This is a genomic window from Amycolatopsis sp. NPDC114505, from assembly GCF_055633615.1.
Genome location: NZ_JBVKDV010000003.1, coordinates 1,570,252 through 1,587,027 on the forward strand (window position 1 = coordinate 1,570,252; position 16,776 = coordinate 1,587,027).

Here is a 16,776-nt window from a genome sequence, read left to right on the forward strand (position 1 = left end):
GTTCTGCCGGCGGATGGGTGGTCAGCGCATCACGGCGACGAGGCTCGCCGGGCGCAGGTCGGTCCAGTTCTGCTCGACGTACTCCAGGCACGCGGCGCGGGTGTCCTCGCCGTGCACGGTGCGCCAGCCGGCCGGGACGTCCACAGTGGACGGCCAGAGCGAGTGCTGGTTCTCGTCGTTGACCAGGACCAGGAAGGGGGCGTTCTCGTCTTCGAAGGGGTTGGTCATGATTTCTTCTCCTCTGTGAGGGCGGCCCGGCCGAGTGCCGGGGTGGCGACGAGCAGGGCGAGCGCGACGAGCGCGACCGCGGCGTGGGCGAACATGGTGAGCGGAACGCCGAGCGTCTCGGTCATGACGCCGATCAGCAGGTTCCCGACCGGGGTGGCGGCGAGGGTGAACAGCGCGAGGATCGACATGACCCGGCCGCGCATCTCCTTCGTCGACCACCGCTGGGCGAGGCTCACGAGCACGAGGGCGGTGAGACCGGCGACCAGGCCGAGGGTGAAGAAGGCGGCGATGCCGACGGCGAGGTTCCCGGTGGCCAGCAGGGCGAGACAGCCAACCTGCGCGGCGAGTCCCACGGTGGCGAGCCGCCCGGCCTTCTGCCGCGGCGGCCACTTGACCGAGACGACGAAGGCGAGGGACGCGCCGAGCGTCATGGCGGTGAGCAGCCAGCCGGCGCCCCGGTTGCCGCCGAGCAGGACCAGGCCGAGGTTGATCGGGCCGGCTCCGCTGAGCTCGAGGAGGCCGGTGACGATCATGGCGGTCCGGAGGGCGGGCCTGCTGGCGACGTAGCGTGCGCCTTCCGCGATTTCCTTGCCGAGTTGCTTGATCTTGACGCGTTCGCGGGGTTCTTTGCTGGTCAGGGTCTTGGTCTTGCCGGCGGCGAAGGCGGAGATCCCGAAGCTGACCCCGTTGACGACGGCGACGGTGACGAGCCCCCCGAGCCCGGCCAGCCACGACCCGAGAGCACCACCGGCGGCCTGCCCTCCCCGCACGGCGGCGAGGTAGACGGCGTTGCCGCGGACGAGGTGTTCGGGAGGGAGCAGGTTCGGGCGCAGGGCATCGGAGGCCGGGATGAAGAAGGCACTCGCGACGGCCATGACGACGATGAGCCCGGCGAGAAGGGGCACTTCGGGTCCGACCACGAGGACGGCGGCGGCACCGACGAGCATGGCCCCGGCACGGATGAGGTCGGTGGTGACGAGGACGCGTCGCGGCCCGGTCCGGTCGGCGACGGCGCCGCCGACGAGGAGGGTGAGGACCTTGGGGAGCGAGCCGAGGGCGAGGACGAGACCCGCGAGAGCGGGTCCGGCGGTGCCGACGAGCGTGATGGAGAGGGCGATCAGCCAGACCGCGTCGCCGAAGGAGGACAGGCCCATGGCGAGGACCAGGCCGAGGAAGGGGGCGGGAAGGGCCTTACCGGCGGCCTCGGCCGCGGCAACGCCCGACTCGGCCGCGACGACACCCGGCCCGGCCACGGCGACACCCGGCCCGGCCACGGCGACACCCGGCCCGACCGCGGCAACGCCCGGCCCGGCCACGGTGACGCCCGACTCGGCCGCGGCGACACCCGGCTCGGCCGCGACGGTGGCAGCCTGGCCCGCAGCACCCGGCGCAACCCCGCCACCCTCCGCCGCGCCACCCGGCCCGGCCGCCGCGCGAGACTCGTCGACCGCCGCCATGACCGCACCCGCTCCAGCGGGCTCAGCCGCGACGACCCCCGGCTCGACCGCGACGATGGCAGCCTGGCCCGCAGCACCCGGCCCAACCCCGCCACCACCCGCCACGCCACCCGGCCCGGCCGCTGCGCGAGGCTCGTCGACCGCGGTCATGACACACCGCCGGCCGTGCTCACCTGAGGTCGTGAGTGGGAAACCGGGTTAGAACACTGTTTCTCACTCACGACCGGCCGCGGCAGACCACCTGACCGGGGGCTCATGACAGCACCTGCTCGCGGACCTGCTCCGGCGTTCCCGGGAACCAGACGTCGGCCGGGGTCAGGGCGTCCGGGCGGTACTGGCCCAGTGCGCTCAACAACAACCTCAACTCCAGCGCCAGCGCCTCCGCGAAGCGGACCAACCCGCAAACCGGGTCCGTGTCCACCGCCAGCAGTGCCGCCCGGCCCAGGCCCGCCGCTCGAGCGCCCAGTGCCAGGGCCTTCGCCACCCGCGTCCCCTCCCACATGCGGCCCGAGGCCAGCAAGCACCCCTCGGGTGCGCCGATCCGGGAAAGGCACTCCGCCAAGGGCAGGCCCACGGAAGCGAAAGAAGTAGGCGCCCAGCCCGAGCCGCCCTCGGCGCCATCGACCGTCACAGCCGAAGCTCCCGCCGCCCACGCCACCGATGCCGCGGCAGCCACGTCACGGCCGGGTGGGAGCTTCACCCACACCCCGGCGCGCGGGAAGTTGTTGCGCATCAAGCGGATCTGCTGGCGGAGGATCTCGTCGGTGAACGTCCCCGGCGAACTGCTGCGCAGCACCCGCGAGCCCAGCGACAGATCGACCGCGTACTGAGAAGCCAGCGAAGCCGCGTCAGACGGCGACACCAGCGTCATCCCGCCGAGACCCGGCTTCGCGCCCTGCCCGACCTTCAGCTCGAACGCCAGCCGCCCGGACTCCAGCAGCGAAGCCGCCGACGGGTCCGAGTACACGAGGTTCCACACCTCCGCGTCCGCGTCCTCGGTGCTCTGCTGGACGACGACCCCGCCGAGCCCGTCCGGCGCCGCGTCCGCGTACGCCCGCATCCGCTCCAGCAGCGTCCCGTCCGACGCCCCACCGCCGCGGCCGTGGCCGTGCACCGGGACGACGTTCTCGCCGATCACCATCGGGATCCCGAGCCGCGCGGCCTGCGCCGACGCCGCCGCGCCCAGCCCGGCCCCGGCGACCTGCGTCGAGCCGAACGCCGACAGGTACAGCGGCAGCGACGACTCGAACCCGCCGATCGACGTCGACAGCGAGACGTCGCCGTACAGCGGCTCGCGGCCCAGCTCGATCAGCTTCTCCAGCCGCCGCGGCACGAACACCGGCGGCACCAGCCGGGCCGACTCCAGAGCGTCACCCGGCAAAGAAGCAGCAGCACCGAACAACGCGGTCCCATAGGAAGAAGCGGAAGGGAACACCGCCGCGGCACCCTGCAGCGCCCGCGCCCGGACCTCATCGGCGGGGAAACCCCCGGCGTGCAACGCGGTCACGGCGAGACCACCCCCGGCAGCTTCGGGAAAGCCGTCGCCTGCCACACCGCGTCCAGGCCGGCCACGTACCGCGTGAACCGCTGCACGCCCAGCCCGAACCCGGAGCTGGCGGGAATGCCGGAGCGGACCAGGTCGAGGTACCACGCGTACTTCGCCGGGTTCTCGCCCGTCTCGCGCATCCGCGTCACGATCCGGCCGTAGTCGTGCTCGCGTTCGCTGCCGGAGCACAGCTCGCCGTACCCCTCGGGCGCGATCAGGTCGAAGTTGCGCAGCACGCCCGGCGTGGAAACGCTTTCCCGGTCGTAGAACCCGCGCGAGCCCTTCGGGTAGTCGACCAGGAAGAACGGCCGCGCGTGCTTCTCCGACAGGATCGCCTCGCCCGCCCAGTCGATCTCGGCGTCCGCACTCTGCGGGTGGCCGAGCTCGCGCAGCGTCTCGACGGCGGTCGCGTGCGACAGCCGGCCGAACGCGCCGCCGAGCAGGTCGGTGAACGCGCCCGAGTCGCGCCCGAGCGCCTCCAGCACGTCGCCCGCGTCCTCGACCACGCGGCGCACCACGTGCGCCACCAGGTCCTGCAGCAGGTCGAGCACGTCGTCGCGGGACGCGCCGGCGACCTCGACGTCGAGCTGGTGGAACTCGGCCAGGTGCCGGCTCGTGTTCGCCGTCTCCAGGGGCTCGAGCCGCACGTTCGGCGCGACGTAGAAGATCTTCGGGAAGCCCAGCAGCGACGCCTGCTTGTACAGGATCGCGCTGGTCATCAGCTTGTAGCGGTGGCCGTAGAAGTCGACGTCCACCTGCTTCGCGCCGCGGCCGCCCGGATCGGTGACCGGGCCGATCACCGGCGGCAGCAGCTCGGTGAAGCCGCGGGCGCCGAGGAACGCGCGCGCCTCGGCGAGCAGCTTGTGCTGGAGGCCCAGCACGAGCCGTGTGGTCTCCGAGGTCAGGTGCGTGCGCGGGTCCGGCGGATCGGTGTACTCCATGGCGTTCTCACTCCCAGCTGGTCGGGACGGATCAGGACAGGACCGGGTCGAGCCTTCGGCGGTGGTAGGACAGGTCCGCGAGCAGCCGGGTCGCGCTGACCCGGTCGTGGCCGCGGCGGCCGCCCAGCGCGGGCGGCAGCGGCATCCGGCCGGTGTGCCACCACTGGAGGCGGCCTTCGTCGTCGAGCACGCACCGGGTTTCGTTGCCGTTGTCGGGGTGCAGGCAGTACGGGACGTCGAGCAGGCCGCGCTCGAACGCCGCCGGCAGCGCCTCGGCCAGCGTCGGGGCGAGCGAACGCACCTCGTCGACCAGCAGCCGCGCCTGCGCGTACACCTCGGTCTCCCCCGCCGGCGGCGGTCCCGGCGCAGGAGCGTCCAGCGCCGTGGCGTGCGCCAGCCGCAGGGCCTCGACGTTCTCTTCGACGGTCGGGATCCGGTGCGCTTCCGCGGTGGTCTTGACGATCAGCCGCTCGGTGCCGGTGCGCACGGCCAGCCGGACGCTCTCGGCGACCAGCTCCCGCGCCCCGGCCGCGGACTCCGGGAACAGGCCCATGTAGGTGTAGAGCACGATGTGCTGGTCCACAGTGGACAGTTCCTCGGCGCACAGCCTTCGCATGGCCCACAGCGCTTCGGCGTCCTGCTCCGGGCTGGTCTGCTGCGCGTAGCTGGCCGACACGCTGCGCACGCCGTGTTCGACGAAGAACAGGCACTCCAGCACCGACAGCGCGACGAGCAACCCGGGCGGGCACAGCTGCCCGAGCATGCACCCGCCGAAACTCTCCAGGTGGCACTCGACGGCCTGCTCCGCCAGCAGCGACGCCGAGCGCGACCACGACTTCGCCGCCGTCCGCAGCGGCACGCTGCTGTAGGGCAGGCAGTACGACACCGGCCCGCCCTCGGAGGCGTCGAGCCCGGCTTCGAGCATCGCGGCGAAGATGTCCTCCGGCTGCGCCGACCCGTGCCGCACCTGGACCGGGAAGCGCGGGCCGTACAGGCCGTCCACCAGCTCGGCGGTGACGGCCGCGCCGAGCGCCACCAGCGGGTAGCCGTTGAGCGGGACGCCGGAGGCGATCGACATGGCGGCGAGGTCGTGCTGCCCGGTGCGGGTGTAGCTGTCCAGGGTCACGGTGCCGATGGCCGGCACCCCGGCTTCGGCGACCGCGCGCAGCCCGCGGCGCATGGTGACGGGGTCCGAGAACCCCATGCGCGGCTGGACGAGCAGGGTCCGGCGGCGCCGGTGCTCGGCCACGAAACCGCTGAACACCGACCGGGCAGCGGTCACCGCAAGGTCCGGACGTTCGCGGCGACGAACTCGCGGAACGACTCGATCGCCTGGCCGGAGTCGCCGGCGCCGACGTGGAACACCGCGTCGTAGCCCAGCGCCAGCAGCTCGGTCTCCAGCTCGGCGTTGGCGTCACCCTGGACGCCGAGCTTGCCCCCGATGACGGCGGGCAGGCCGGCCAGGCGGGCGTCGGCGCGCAGGGCGGAGATCACCCGGGCGCCGTCGACGTGGCCGTGGCCGTTGATGGTGCTGATCACCAGGCAGTCGGGGCGCTCGGCGCGGCAGGCGGCCAGCAGCCGCTCCACCGGGACGCAGGCCCCGAGGTTGACCACCTCGTGCCCCATCTCCTCCATGATCAGCTGGAGGGCGACGAGGTTCCACATGTGCGAGTCGGACTGGACGCTGGACAGGACGAACTTGAGCGGGGATCCCGCGGCCACACCGGGCCCGTCGGGGGTCTGCTCGATCTGGAACGTGGTCATCGTGCGTCGCTCCCTGTGCGTTCGGGGAACGTCCGCGGGGCGAGCCGCGAACTTCTCACGACGAATCGTCATCGCCGGAGAGCCGGCGCACATGGGTGCGACGGACCCGCATTCCGGCGCCGCTCCCGGCCCCGGGTCCGCCTCGCGCGCGGGCGACGCGGCCGCGCGCGCGACCGCGGAGTCCGGTGCGCCGGGGGTGCCCCGCATGGGGGATCGAGGGGGTGCGCGCCCTCGTCAACCCCGGTCGAGCCCGCCCGCCGAATGGACCAACCGCCACGTCCGTCCGGGCTAAGTACGTGGCCGGCGACCAGGCGTTTCGCCGGCGGTGCCCCCATGAACCCCTACGACGCCCCCATGCCGCGCGGGAATGCGGGCGTAGCACCCCCATGTAACCCCCGTCACCCGCTGGCATGCTCGATCCCGTGATTCCCCCGCAGCCGAACCCGGCGACCACGACGCTCCCGCCCACCTGGTGGGCCGCGGCGCTGACCGCGCGGGAACGCCGTACCGGCGGCCCCCTCCCCGTGTGGGCGGCCTTCGCCGAGACGGCGCTCGCGTCGGCCCGGCCCGCCGCCCCGGCACCGGGCCCGCACTGGCGCACCGCCTTCGCCGCGGTGTTCCACCCCCTCACCGACGCGGCCCGCGCCGCGATCGCCGGTGCCGCAGCGGGTTCGCCCGCCGTCGACGCCGCCGCGGTCGCCGGGCGCTGCGCCGCGCAGCTCGGTCACCAGCTCGCCGGGCTCGCCGCCCGCACGCTGGTGCTGGAGCTGGGCCGGGCGCGCCGCGCCGAGGTCCTCGCGGGGGAAACGCCGGAAGAGCGCTTCGCCGACTTCGTCCGGCAGACCGGCACCCCGGCCGGCCTCACCGACCTGCTGCACCGCTACCCGGTGCTCGCCCGGCTCGCCGCGCAGGCGGCGCTGCACGCGATCGAGTCGGTCACCGAGCTGCTCGGCCGCTTCGCCGCCGACGAGGCCGCGCTCACCGCGTTCACCGGCACCGACCCCGGCCTCCTGGTCGAGATCAGCGGCGGCACCGGGGACGCCCACCAGCGCGGCCGCTCGGTCCGCGAGCTGCGGTTCGCCGGCGGCGCTCGCGTCATCTACAAGCCCCGCCCGCTCGACCTGCACGCGGCGTTCACCGGCCTGGCGGACTGGCTCAACCCGCGGGTGCCCGGCCTGGAGCTGCGCACGGTCGACGTGATCGTGCGCCCCGGCTACGGCTGGCTCCGCTTCGTCGAGCACCGGCCGTGCGCCGACCTCACCGAGGTCGACCGCTTCTACCGCCGCCAGGGCGTGCTGCTCGCCCTGCTGCACGCCCTCGACGGGACCGACGTGCACTTCGAGAACATCATCGCCGCCGGTGACCAGCCGGTGCTGATCGACATCGAGACGCTGTTCCAGCCGGTGCTGCCGGCCGATGACGACACCGCAGCCGAGCGGGATCCGGCTTCGGAGCTGCTGGCCCGGTCGGTGCACCGGACGCTGCTGCTGCCGCAGATGATCGTCGGCGAGCACGGCGCGGTCGACATCTCCGGCCTCGGCGGCGGCCGCGCGGCGGCCCCGGCGCTGACGCGCGTCGACTGGCTCGACGCCGGCACCGACCGGATGCGGCTGACCCGGGTGCCCGGCGGCGTCGGCACCGGCGTCAACCGGCCCACCCTCGGCGGCATCGACGTCGAGCCGGCCGAGCACGGGGCCGCGCTGCTCGCCGGATTCCGCGCCGGGTACGACGCCATCGCCGCCGGCGCGGCCGAGTTCGGGCAGCTGCTCGACCGCTGCGCCGGCGCGGAGATCCGCGTCCTGGTCCGCCCGACCAGCTTCTACACGCGGCTGCTCGACGAGACCACGCACCCGTCGCTGCTCGCCGAAGCCGACGCCCGCGACGACGCGTTCGGGCTGCTGCACGACGACAGCACCGACGACGTCCGCCGCGGGCTCGTCGCCGCCGAGCTCACCGACCTGTGGGCGGGCGACGTCCCGATGTTCACCGGCCGGCCCGGGTCCGCGGACCTCGGGGACGCCGAGGGGAACCGCCTCTCCGGGCTCCTCGGCGAACCGCCGCTCGAGACGGTGCGCGCGAAGGTCGCCGGGATGACCACGATCGACCGCCGCGACCAGGAATGGCTGATCTCCGCGGCGCTGGCGACCCGGCCGGTGGCCGAGACCCACGCAGGCACCGGGGTCACCGACACCGTCCTGCCGAGCAAGAGCCCCGAACCCGCGCACCTGCTCTCGGCCGCGTGCGGCGTCGCCGACGCCATCATCGCCCGCGCGTCCTCGGCCGGCGGCCGGGTCAACTGGGTGGGGCTGGAGCTCGTCGACGAGAAGTACTGGACCGTGCTGCCGATGGGCGCCGGGCTCGGCGAGGGCTACACCGGCGTGGCGCTGTTCCTGGCGCAGCTGGCCGAGCTGACCGGCATCGACCGCTACCGCGACCTGGCCGGGAAGGCGCTTTCCGGCCTGCCGTGGCTGGTGTCGGCGCTGGAAGCCGACCCGGAGCTCGCCGCCGCGGCCGGCCCCGGCGGGCTGCTGGGGCTCGGCGGCGTCGCCTACGCCGCGGCCCGGCTCGCCCGGCTGCTCGACCGGCCGGACCTGCTCGACCTGACCGCCCGCACGGTCGCCGTCATGCCGGCCCCGACGCCCGAGACGTCGCCGCGCTACACCACCGGACTGGCCGGCGGCCTGGTCGCGCTGCGCTCGGTGGCCACCCAGACCGGGTCCGGCGAAGCCGCGCTGCTGGCCGACGCCTACGCGGCCGAGCTCGCCATCCGCTCCCTCGATCCCGACCTCGCCGACCCGGGGTTCGCGCACGGCGCGGCCGGCGTCGACTGGGCCCTCGCCGGCTATCCGCGCGCGACCGCGACCCTGCCGCCGGCCGAGGCCGCCACCGGGCACGGGTGGTGCTCCGGCCTGGCCGGCCAGGTGCTGGCCTACGCCGGCCAGCCCGCGGTGCTCGGCGGGCTCGACGAGCAGGTCGCGCGGCTCGCCGCCCAGGACCCGCTGCGCGACCTGAGCCTCTGCCACGGCGAAACCGGCATCACCGACGTGCTCGGCTTCCTCGCCGAAACCGGGCACCTCGGCGCCACCGCCGCGGTCGCCACCCGCACCGGGCAGCTGCTCACCGCCGTCGAACAGGACGGCGCGCGCTGCGGCACCCCCGACGGCGTCCCGTCACCGGGCCTGCTCACCGGCCTGGCCGGCATCGGCTACGGCCTGCTGCGCCTCGGCTTCGGCCCCCGCGTCCCGTCCGCCCTGCTCCTGCAACCCGCCACTCGCTGATCCGTACCCGTCCCCACCCGAGGAGAGAACAAACCATGCCCGAAACCACCGCCGAGACCGTCGAAGCCACCGTCGGCGCCCTGGTGCTCCCGCGCGCGAACCGCCGCGGCGCCCGCAACCAGGCGCTGGCCGGCACCCGGCCCCGGCTTTCCGGGATGACCCTCGAGACGCTCGGTGGCCCCACCGTCGTCACCAACGGCACCTTCGCCCTCTGACGTCCGTCCCTGCCTCGACCTGCGACCGAAAGCGGAGAACACGCCATGAGCGAGCACGACTTCACCGGCACGGACAACCCCGTCGGCGACCCCACCCTCCCGGTGCCGACCCGGACCGGCGCCCGCAACCGGGCCCTCGCCGGCCGGACCGCGCGGCTGAGCCACAACGGCGCCGACACCCTGGACATCACCCCGGTCTTCACCGTCAGCATCGCGTTCCCCCAGTAGCCGTTCCCGTCCCCAGCACTACCGAGAGTGGAGCCACCCGCATGACCGAGCACGACTTCGCCGGCACGGACAACCCGATCGGCGACTTGACCCTCCCCCGGACCGCCCGCACCGGCGCCCGCAACCACGCACTGTCCGGCAAGGCGGCGAGGGTCAGCCAGAACTCCCTGACCACGATGGACATCACGGTCGTCACGGGCGGTTTCACCGAATGGTGAGACGTTTCCGGCGTCGGTAATTCGACCTACGTCCGGATGTGGCCACTCCGGATATAGTGACCGCGATGGGCATCCGGTCGACGCGTCTCATCGGACGCGACAGGGAGCTCGGCGCACTGTCCCAGGCTCTGGAGAAGGCCCGCACCGACCACGGTGGGGCCTTCTTCCTTGTCGGCGAAGGCGGGATCGGGAAGTCCCGGCTCGCCGCCGACATCGCCTCGCGGGCACTGGCGACCGGGCTCCCCGTGCTACGCGGACGAGCCAGCTCGATCGGCCCGATGGTGCCGTTCCGGCCGCTGGCCGAAGCCCTGCTCTCACACTTCCGCGGCGGCCTGCCGCCCGCCGCGCCCGAACTCGACCCGCTCGTGCCGGTGCTCGCCCGGCTCGTGCCCGACTGGTACCGCGGCGACCGGCCGCACGACAACGGGAACCTGCTCGTGCTGGCCGAAGCCGTGTTCCGGCTGCTGTCGGTGGCCGGCCGCGAAGGCGGCTGCCTGATCGTGCTGGAGGACCTGCACAACGCCGACGCCGAAACGCTGTTCATCGTCGAGTACCTGGTCGACAACCTGGCGTCGAGCCGGGTCATGCTGATCGGCACCCTGCGCGGCGAGCCGGGTGAGGCGCTGCGGCTGGCGACCGCGGCGGCGCAGCGCTCGTCCAGCCACACCTTCGAACTGGCCCGCCTCGACGCCGAGCGCACCCGCGAGTTCGCGGCCGCCTGCCTGGAGACCGAGCCGGCCGCGGTGCCTTCCGCCGTCGCGAACCTGTTGTGGCAGAACAGCGAAGGCGTGCCGTTCGTCGTCGAGGAGCTGCTGCACGGCATGCTCGGCGACGGCCTGCTCGTCGGCGGCGCGGGTGGCTGGCAGGTCGTCGGCGAGCTGCAGGCGCGCGTGCCGGAGGCGCTGATCAGCAGCATCGCCGCCCGCGTCGACGCGCTCGGGTCGGACGGCGAGACGCTGCTTTCGGTGGCCGCCGTGCTGGGCCGGCGGTTCCCGCTTTCGGTCGTGCAGGCGGTCACCGACATGGACGACCGCATGCTGCACAACCACATCAGCGCGAGCGTCGCCGCGCACCTGGTCACCACCGACGAGACCACGCCCGGCTGGTACGCCTTCCGCCACCCGCTCACCGCCGAGGCCCTGCTGGCCCGGCTCGTGCCGTCGACGAAGGCGAACCTGGCGCGCCGGGCCGCCGACGCCGTCGAGCTCCTGCACCCCGGCCTGCCCGGCGAACTGTGCGCGCTGGCCGCGGCGCTGCGGCTGACGGCGATGGACCACCCCGGCGCCGGGCGGCTGTTCGCCGAGGCCGGCCGCCGGGCGCTGGACGGCGGCGCGGCCGACTCGGCGGTGACCATGCTGACCCGCGCCGTCGAGCTGCTGGCCACGGCGAGCCCCGACGACCGGGCCGACGCGCTGGAGGCCCTGCTGCACGCGCTCGGGCAGACCGGGCAGTTCGACCGGGCCGCCGGGTTCTCCGCCCGGTTCGCCGAGATCGGCCGCCTGGAACGGGCGGTCGACCTGCACATCCAGCTGGCGTGGGCGGCCTACATCGGCGGGCGGCACGACGAGTGCCTCAACCAGATCGAGCAGGCCCGCGCCCCGCTCGGCGGCGAGATCACCGAAGAGCAGAAGGCCGGCCTGGACGCCGTCGAAGCGACGCTGTGGCTCGACATCCCGGGCCCGGCGCACACCGAGCGGGCCCGGAAGCTGGCCGAGCAGGCGTGGGAGGTCGCCGAGCGCGCGGGCGTGCCGTTCGTGTCGTGCCAGGCGCTACAGGTCCTCGGGATGGTCGCGCTGGAGACGGACCTGGCCGAGGCCGAGCGCTACCTGCAGCTGGCGCGGCGGCTGGCCGAGCACCACCAGCTGACGCACCTGCGCACCCAGGTGCTGGTCCGGCTCGGCGGGCACCGGATGCTGGCCGAGGGCGACGTCCGCACGTTCGACCTGGCCCGCGCGGAGGCCCAGCGCACCGGCGCGATCACGCTCACCTGCGCGGTCGACGCGAGCCGCGCGGTGCACGCGGCGATGCGCGGCGAGTTCGCGCAGGCGGACACGATCCTCGACGAGAACCTGGCGGTGCTCGGCCGGCTCGGCCTGGTCGCGCTGCTGCAGTACACGCACATGACACGCGCGATGGTGGCCGCCCACCAGGCGGACCGGCCGCGGATGGAGCGCGCGCTGGAGGACTTCCGCGCGGAGGGTGGCGCGGGGGCGCAGGAGCTCGTGCTGAGCGTCGGGCTGGCGCAGGTGTTCTGTTCCCTGCTGGAGGAGGACGCCGAGCGCGCCCGCCGCGAGCTGGCCCAGGTGCTGTCGCTGGAGGAGCGCCAGCCGAGCCGCTTCCACCTGGCCGGCCAGCACGGCCTGCGGCTGCTGGTCGAGGCGCTCGACGGGACGGAGCCGGAGGTGGCCCGCCCTCCGACGGCGGTGAGCGGGATGCGCTGGAACCGCCAGTTCGTGCTCCTGGGCGACGCGGTCCGCCACGGCCGCGCGGGTTCCCCGGAGCAGGCCGACGCGGCGGTGGCGGCGGCGATCGAGGCGGCGGCCCCGTTCCCGGTGAGCAGGCACCTGGGTCTGCGCATGGTGGCGGAGTCCGCGTCGGCCGACGGCTGGGGCGACCCGGTGACGTGGCTCAAGGAGGCCGAGGAGTACTTCCACCAGGCCGAGGTGACGGCGGTGGCGAGCGCGTGCCGCGGTCTGCTGCGCAAGATCGGCGCCCCGGTGGGCCAGCGCCGCACGGGCTCGGACCGCCTCCCGGCGACCCTCCGCTCGGCGGGGGTGACGGTGCGGGAGTACGAGGTGCTGCAGCTGCTGGCGGACAACATGGGCAACAAGGACATCGCCCGCCGGCTGCACATTTCGCCGCGCACGGTGGAGAAGCACGTGGCGAGTTTGATGGCGAAGTCGAACCTGCAGAACCGGGGCGAGCTGACGGAGTACGCGCGGAACACGCCGCACTAGCCGGCGAAAAGCTCGGTGGCGACGGGTTCCCAGGGACCGCCCCGGTACCACCACATCCGCACCCCGGCCGCCTTCGCCACCACCGGACCCGGGTCGGCGCGCGCCGCCGTCAGAGTCTCCGCCGCCACCTCGGCGCTCACCTTGTTCTGCAGCGTCACGTGCGGCTTGAACGGCTGCGCGTCCTGCCGGGTCAGGCAGGACTCCCACCGCGCCCGCAGGTCCGCGTGCAGCCGCGCCAGCTCCGGCGACCTGACGTCGAGAGCGACTCCGCGGCCGAGCGACCTCGGACCGGTCACCGTCAGCTCGAAGGGTGCCGTGGCCCGGGCGATCTCGGCGCAGTCGGCCAGCACCGTCGCCGCCCGCTCCCCCCGCAGCGCGTGGAACAGGGTCAGGTGCGCGTCGACGAGCAGGCGCTCCGGCGGGAACCACCGGCGCCGCCGGGAGTTCCACGCCGTCTGGGCGCGCTCGTCGACCACCAGGGTCACCACCAGAGGGTCCACCGTCGCACCGTACCCGTGTGCACCCCCGATCAGTCCTTGACGAACGTGAGCCGGGTCACGTAAATTATCTCCTCGTTGAATCGTTTCAACACACTGAGGGGACCTCATGACCGAGCACGACGAAGTGCGGATCGTGGCCGGCGTCCGCCTCTCGCGGCGGCAGCTGCTCGCGCTCGCCGCGACGACGACCGTCGCGACCGGACTGGCCATCCGGGTCCCCGAAGCCGACGCTGCCGACGCAGCCGAAGCCATCGAAGGAGCCGGCTTCCAGGCCGGCCGCTTCGCAGATCCGAGGCCCGACTCGCGGCCCACCGTGCTGTGGTTCTGGAACGGCACGGTCACGCCGGACCTCGTCGCCGCCGGGCTGGCCGACCTGCGGGGCCAAGGCGTGTACGAAGTCCTTCTCTTCCCCTTCGAAACCTCGGCCTTGAAGCCCGCCTTCTTCAGCGAAGACTGGTTCGCCGTCATCGAATTCGCCCTCCGCGAAGCCCAGCGCCACGGCATGCACCTCTGGCTGTTCAACGACGACTACTTCCCGAGCGGCCGCGCCGGCGGGTTCGTCGTCGATGGCGGGACCGTCGGGGGCCGCGTCTACCCGCCGCGGCCGGATCTGCGGCTCAAGGGCGTCGGGCACCAGGTCCTGACCGTCACCGGCGGCGCTCCGGTGCCGCTGGTGAGCCGCGGACTGTCCGTTTCGGACGGCCGGCTGCTCGTCGACGCCGCCGCCCGCGACGGTGTCACGCTGCTGAAACAGGGCGCTCAATGGCAGGACTACGACGTCGAAGCGAAGGTCCGGGTCGAGAGCGCGACCGCCGGCCTGATGGTGCGCAGCGCGAGCGAAGGCGACGGCGTCCTCGCCGACCTGCGGGCCGACGGCGCCGTCGACGTCTGGCAGCAGACCGGTGGCTCCTTCGCCCTCGTCCGGAGCGGCACCCCCGTCCCCGGCTTCGACCCGGGCGCCGACCACGTACTGCTCGTCAAGGCACGGGGCACGAACCTGACCGTGACGCTCGACGGCACGGCTCAAGCCCCGGCGGACATCGCCTTCGCCGCCGGCCGCGTCGGCGTGCGCGCGGTGGCGAGCCAGCGGTCCTCCTGGGACCGGCTGACCGTCCGCGACCCCGCCGGAACCGTGCTGTACGACGAAACCTTCGACACTGCCGCCGCGATCGACGCCTTCGACCTGCCCGCCGGCGGCCTGCCGCTGGTCGCCGCGACCGCCCGGCCGGCAGGGTCGGCCGATCCGCGTTCCCTCGTGGACCTCACGCCGCAGGCCCGCGCGGGCGGGACGTGGACGCCGCCGGCCGGGCGGTGGCAGCTGGACCTGTTCACCGTCCGCCCGCTGAGCACGCCCACCGGCTCCGGCCGCGCCTACCTCGACCTCCTCGACGACGAAGCGGTGCGGCTGTTCCTCGACGCCGTGCCGGGCGAGTACCTGCGCCGGTTCCCGTGGGCGGCGAAGACGGTCCTGCGCGGCTTCGCCGACGACGAGCCCTACCTCGCCTCGGCGCACGGCCCCTTCGACACCGTCCCCTGGTCCCCCACCCTGGACGCCGAGCTGAGCCGGCTCGGGACGTCCGCCGGGATCGCGTTGACCGCGGTGCACGACGACCTCGGCACGGACGGGCTTCGCCTGCGCGGGCTGTTCTGGCGCGCGGTGAGCAACCGGTTCGCCGCCGCCTACTACCGCACCCAGGGCAAGTGGATGGCCGACCACGGCGTCAAGCTGATCTCCAACCCGCTGTGGGACGAATACGGACCGGGCGAACAACTCCAGAGCTCGGGCAACCTCAACGCGAACAACCAGTGGGCGCAGGTGCCCGGCACCGACCTGATCTTCGACCACTACCAGCGCGGCTACCACCGCACGCTGTCGCGCTTCCCGGCCAGCACCGCGCACCAGCTGGGCCTCGAACGGGTCTACCTCGAGGCCATGGGCGGTACCGGGTGGCCGGTGACGCCGTCGTTCGTCCGCGAGGTCGTCGGCGCGTTCGCCGTGCGCGGGGTCAACCACACGCTGCTGCACGCGCGGTTCAGCGACGAGAACCAGATCGTCTACCCGCCGCCGTTCCAGCCCGCCAACCCGTGGTGGCCGGTGTCCGCGCCGCTCAACGACTGGATCGGCAGGCTCATGGAAGCCTGCCGCGCACCGGCCGTCGCCCGGACCGCGCTGCTGCAGCCGCAACGGGCCGCGGAGTCCACTCAGGACACCCCGGCGATGGCCGAGCTCGACACGGCGTTCCTGACCGCCGCGCACGCGCTCGAAGACGTCCAGGTGGACTTCGACTTCCTCGACGAGGGTGCGCTCGACGCCGACCCCGCGCTGCTGGCCCACGCCCGGCCGGACGGGCCGAAGCTGCTCGTCGGGCAGCAGGCGTACCGGATCGTCGTGGTGCCGGCGACGCCGGTCCTGTCGCTCGGCGCGGTGCGGACGCTGACCCGGTTCGCCCGCGGTGGCGGCGCCGTGGTCGTCACCGGCGCGCCACCGTCCCGCGAAGCCAGCGGTGACGACGCGGGCCTGCGCACCGCCTTGGCCGCGCTGTTCGCGACGCGCTCGGTGGTGCGTGCGGCCGACCCGGGTACGGCGGCGGCCGCGGCGGTCACGGCCGGCGGTGCGGCGGCCGCGCTCGACCCGCCGCACACCGACATCCGTTTGCTGCGCCTGGAAAACCGGGGCGAACAGGCGTTCGTCGTGGTGAGCGAACGCGCCGACGCCGTCGACCTGACCGCGACGTTCCCGGCGACCGGCGTCCCCGAGGTGTGGGACCCCGACACCGGCACGGCGACCCCGGCGGGCGTCTGGCGGAAGACCGGGGCCACCACCGCGGTGTCGCTGCGGCTGGAGCCTAAAGCCGCGCTGCTGGTGGTCTTCCGGAACGCGCGGGAGCCCTTGCACGCCGTCTCCGCCTCGGCGCCGGTGGAGCGCATCGACGGGCGTAGCGCGATCGTGCGGGCCACCGGACCAGGGCGGATCACCGTCACCGCGACAGCAGGCCTCCGCGGCTCGACGACCGTCTCCGACTCCCTGGCGCCGGTTCCCCTCGACGGTGACTGGACGTTCCACTTCGACCGCGCGGGCGCACCGACGTCCACCCGCCCGCTCGGTTCGTGGACCGAGGTGGAGGCCGCCTACTCCGGATCCGCCTGGTACGAAACGGAGTTCGACGTGCCCGCCGCCCCGGGCCGGCGGTGGACGCTCGATCTCGGCGAGGTCCACGAGGTGGCCGAGGTGGAGGTCAACGGCACAGCCACCGGGTCGCGGCTGTGGGCGCCCTACCGGCTCGACGTGACCGCCGCCCTGCGTCCCGGCCGCAACCGCGTCCGGGTGCGCGTCACGAACACCGGCGCCAACGCACGCGGCCAGGTGCTCGCTTCCGGCCTGCTCGGGCCGGTGACCCTGCGGCCGTACCGGCTCGTGAACGTCCCGCTGACTTAAACGTTTCA

At 73.9% G+C, this 16,776-nt stretch carries 13 protein-coding genes; 6 read left to right on the top strand and 7 right to left on the bottom strand.

Annotated features, from left to right (window positions below; all coding sequences use genetic code 11):
* Positions 1-21: 21 nt before the first annotated feature.
* The 6 genes from ACZ7OU_RS36470 to ACZ7OU_RS36495 all read right to left on the bottom strand — a co-directional run bounded on the left by ACZ7OU_RS36470 (position 22) and on the right by ACZ7OU_RS36495 (position 5,936).
* Positions 22-228 (bottom strand): MbtH family protein, encoded by a 207-nt coding sequence (locus tag ACZ7OU_RS36470; protein WP_470258730.1) that lies wholly within the window; start codon positions 226-228, stop codon positions 22-24.
* A complete protein-coding gene (locus tag ACZ7OU_RS36475; RefSeq protein WP_470258731.1) occupies positions 225-1,685 on the bottom strand; it encodes an MFS transporter in 1,461 nt (486 codons plus the stop codon). Before ACZ7OU_RS36475 ends, ACZ7OU_RS36470 begins: the two co-directional genes overlap by 4 nt.
* 253 nt (positions 1,686-1,938) lie before the next feature.
* A complete protein-coding gene (locus tag ACZ7OU_RS36480; protein WP_470258732.1) occupies positions 1,939-3,192 on the bottom strand; it encodes a glutamate synthase-related protein in 1,254 nt (417 codons plus the stop codon).
* Positions 3,189-4,172 carry an asparagine synthetase A gene (locus ACZ7OU_RS36485; RefSeq protein ID WP_470258733.1) on the bottom strand — a complete coding sequence of 328 codons (984 nt, stop codon included), beginning with the start codon at positions 4,170-4,172 and terminating at the stop codon, positions 3,189-3,191. The genes ACZ7OU_RS36480 and ACZ7OU_RS36485 overlap by 4 nt, the downstream gene beginning before the upstream one ends.
* Positions 4,173-4,203: 31 nt before the next feature.
* Complete coding sequence (locus ACZ7OU_RS36490; protein ID WP_470258734.1) at positions 4,204-5,454, bottom strand: methylaspartate mutase; 1,251 nt, start codon at positions 5,452-5,454, stop codon at positions 4,204-4,206.
* Positions 5,451-5,936, bottom strand: a complete 486-nt coding sequence (locus ACZ7OU_RS36495) for a cobalamin B12-binding domain-containing protein (RefSeq protein ID WP_470258735.1) — start codon at positions 5,934-5,936, stop codon at positions 5,451-5,453. The genes ACZ7OU_RS36490 and ACZ7OU_RS36495 overlap by 4 nt, the downstream gene beginning before the upstream one ends.
* A gap of 422 nt (positions 5,937-6,358) precedes the next feature.
* Here ACZ7OU_RS36495 and ACZ7OU_RS36500 point away from each other — a divergent pair, with 422 nt between their 5' ends.
* The 5 genes from ACZ7OU_RS36500 (at position 6,359) to ACZ7OU_RS36520 (ending at position 12,832) form a co-directional block, all read left to right on the top strand.
* Positions 6,359-9,214, top strand: a complete 2,856-nt coding sequence (locus tag ACZ7OU_RS36500) for a type 2 lanthipeptide synthetase LanM family protein (RefSeq protein WP_470258736.1) — start codon at positions 6,359-6,361, stop codon at positions 9,212-9,214.
* Between the two features lie 35 nt (positions 9,215-9,249).
* Positions 9,250-9,429, top strand: coding sequence for a hypothetical protein (locus ACZ7OU_RS36505; RefSeq protein ID WP_285479057.1), 180 nt, complete (start codon positions 9,250-9,252; stop codon positions 9,427-9,429).
* A 45-nt stretch (positions 9,430-9,474) separates the two neighbouring features.
* Entirely contained in the window at positions 9,475-9,657 is a 183-nt protein-coding gene (locus ACZ7OU_RS36510; RefSeq protein ID WP_470242889.1) for a hypothetical protein, read from the top strand.
* A gap of 41 nt (positions 9,658-9,698) precedes the next feature.
* A complete protein-coding gene (locus ACZ7OU_RS36515; RefSeq protein WP_470242890.1) occupies positions 9,699-9,875 on the top strand; it encodes a hypothetical protein in 177 nt (58 codons plus the stop codon).
* 65 nt (positions 9,876-9,940) lie between these two features.
* Positions 9,941-12,832 carry a helix-turn-helix transcriptional regulator gene (locus tag ACZ7OU_RS36520; RefSeq protein WP_470258737.1) on the top strand — a complete coding sequence of 964 codons (2,892 nt, stop codon included), beginning with the start codon at positions 9,941-9,943 and terminating at the stop codon, positions 12,830-12,832.
* Here ACZ7OU_RS36520 and ACZ7OU_RS36525 read toward each other — a convergent pair.
* Positions 12,829-13,332, bottom strand: coding sequence for a 2'-5' RNA ligase family protein (locus ACZ7OU_RS36525; protein ID WP_470258738.1), 504 nt, complete (start codon positions 13,330-13,332; stop codon positions 12,829-12,831). The genes ACZ7OU_RS36520 and ACZ7OU_RS36525 overlap by 4 nt on opposite strands.
* Positions 13,333-13,438: 106 nt before the next feature.
* Here ACZ7OU_RS36525 and ACZ7OU_RS36530 point away from each other — a divergent pair, with 106 nt between their 5' ends.
* A complete protein-coding gene (locus ACZ7OU_RS36530; RefSeq protein WP_470258739.1) occupies positions 13,439-16,768 on the top strand; it encodes a glycosylhydrolase-like jelly roll fold domain-containing protein in 3,330 nt (1,109 codons plus the stop codon).
* The last annotated feature ends 8 nt before the right edge of the window (positions 16,769-16,776 follow it).

Coding starts and splice junctions, on each gene's coding strand:
- ACZ7OU_RS36470 (WP_470258730.1), bottom strand. CDS start 228: ATGACCAACCCCTTCGAAGACGAGAACGCCCCCTTCCTGGTCCTGGTC.
- ACZ7OU_RS36475 (WP_470258731.1), bottom strand. CDS start 1,685: ATGGCGGCGGTCGACGAGTCTCGCGCGGCGGCCGGGCCGGGTGGCGCG.
- ACZ7OU_RS36485 (WP_470258733.1), bottom strand. CDS start 4,172: ATGGAGTACACCGATCCGCCGGACCCGCGCACGCACCTGACCTCGGAG.
- ACZ7OU_RS36495 (WP_470258735.1), bottom strand. CDS start 5,936: ATGACCACGTTCCAGATCGAGCAGACCCCCGACGGGCCCGGTGTGGCC.
- ACZ7OU_RS36505 (WP_285479057.1), top strand. CDS start 9,250: ATGCCCGAAACCACCGCCGAGACCGTCGAAGCCACCGTCGGCGCCCTG.
- ACZ7OU_RS36510 (WP_470242889.1), top strand. CDS start 9,475: ATGAGCGAGCACGACTTCACCGGCACGGACAACCCCGTCGGCGACCCC.
- ACZ7OU_RS36515 (WP_470242890.1), top strand. CDS start 9,699: ATGACCGAGCACGACTTCGCCGGCACGGACAACCCGATCGGCGACTTG.
- ACZ7OU_RS36520 (WP_470258737.1), top strand. CDS start 9,941: ATGGGCATCCGGTCGACGCGTCTCATCGGACGCGACAGGGAGCTCGGC.
- ACZ7OU_RS36530 (WP_470258739.1), top strand. CDS start 13,439: ATGACCGAGCACGACGAAGTGCGGATCGTGGCCGGCGTCCGCCTCTCG.